Source organism: Pseudomonas sp. H11T01 (assembly GCF_048515765.1).
Lineage (GTDB): Bacteria > Pseudomonadota > Gammaproteobacteria > Pseudomonadales > Pseudomonadaceae > Aquipseudomonas.
Genome location: NZ_JBLYED010000060.1, coordinates 1 through 1,641, shown reverse-complemented (window position 1 = coordinate 1,641; position 1,641 = coordinate 1). Strand labels below are relative to the sequence as shown.

The following is a 1,641-nucleotide window of genomic DNA, read 5'->3' as shown; positions in this document are numbered from 1 at the left end:
CCCTCCGTGTCAGGCTACCTGTCGCCCTTGTAGATTGACTCATTCATTCAAGGGGGCGAAGGTGCATAGCAATGTCTAAACGTTACACCAACGACTTCAAAGACTGGGCTGTACAGCAAATGATGCCGCCCCTCAATCGTTCAGTGGCGGACCTCGCTGTTGCACTCAATGTCACGCCACAGGCACTGCGTAATTGGAGGCAAATGGCTAGAGATAAAGGTTTGATCGTGCCCGGAAACGGGAAGACCAGTGATCAATGGTCCAGCGCCGATAAATTCAATGCCGTCATGGAAACCGCACCGTTGAGCGAGGTGGAGATTTCTCAATATTGCCGAATCAAGGGCATTTATCCTGAGCAAATCCAGCAGTGGCGTGAGGCCTGCCAAAACGCCAATACCCTCGCTGATCTGAAACCCAGTGCAGAGAAAACTGCCGAGCAGCGACGGATCAAAGAGCTGGAGCGTCAGTTGATCCAATCCGATGCTGGACGTGCCGAAGCGGAGGCTTTGCTGGAACTCAGAAAAAAAGCCAATGCGATTTGGGGCAAGGACAAGGAAGACTGATCGGTGCCTCTGATCGTACGCAAGCCATGAAGTTGATTGCTGAAGCGGTGCTGGGTGGAGCTCGTCGATATCGGGCGTGCAATGAACTGGGGCTGAGCCTGCGCACGGTTCAACGTTGGCAACACACCGACTGCGACAAGCGTCTGCTGGCTCAGCGGGCAGCTCCGTCGAACAAGCTCAGTGAGGCGGAGCGCCAAGCGGTGCTTGATGCCGCCAATCAGGCTGGCTACGCCAGCCTCACGCCCCACCAAATCGTTCCCAAGCTGGCAGATGAAGGTATTTATCTGGCGTCGGAGTCGACGTTCTATCGCGTGTTAAAAGCTGCGAATCAAAACGTTCGCCGTGGTCGGGCCAAAGCGCCCAAACGCAGGGTACTGACGACACATCGTGCTGACGGTCCCAATCAGGTTTGGTGCTGGGATATCACCTGGTTGCCGAGCACGGTCAAGGGCCGTTTCTTCTACTGGTACATGGTCAAAGACATTTACAGCCGCAAGCTGGTTACCAACGAAGTGCATGAATCGGAGTGCAGTGAGCATGCGTGTGAACTGCTTGAAAAAGGCTGTTTACGTGAGCGTACTGCCGGTCGTCCGCTGGTACTGCACTCGGACAATGGCATCGTCATGAGAGGCTCTTTGCTGCGTGAAAGCATGGTTTCGCTGGGCGTTGAGCCGTCATTTAGCCGACCGCGCGTGAGCAACGACAATGCCTACGCCGAAGCACTTTTTCGTACCGCAAAGTACTGCCCGCTCTGGCCAGATCAACCGTTTGATACGGTCACGCAAGCAAGGCTTTGGGTGCAAAAATTTATCGAGTGGTACAACGAAGATCATCGTCATAGCGCCTTGAAATACGTGACGCCGAACGAGCGCCACGAAGGCAAAGCAACGGCTCTATTACAGGCCAGAGCAGCGCTTTATGAAGATGCCAGGAAGGCCAATCCGAGCCGCTGGAGTACCAGGACACGCAACTGGAAGTTGGCAGATGCGGTGTATTTGAACCCAGAGCGCCCTGAAGTTAAGGGCGTTCTGGGTTAGCCGCAGCAGTACTAAGGCGACAGGTACCTTGACACGTACCG

Annotated in this window: 1 protein-coding gene; it reads left to right on the top strand. The window is 54.8% G+C overall.

Annotated features, from left to right (window positions below):
* The first annotated feature begins 71 nt into the window (after positions 1-71).
* Positions 72-1,600, top strand: a protein-coding gene (locus ACN1C3_RS33155; protein WP_419119942.1) for an IS3 family transposase whose coding sequence is annotated in 2 segments (ribosomal slippage) — positions 72-513 and positions 513-1,600 — 1,530 coding nt in all. Because the reading frame shifts where the segments join, the coding sequence is not laid out codon by codon here.
* Positions 1,601-1,641: the final 41 nt, after the last annotated feature.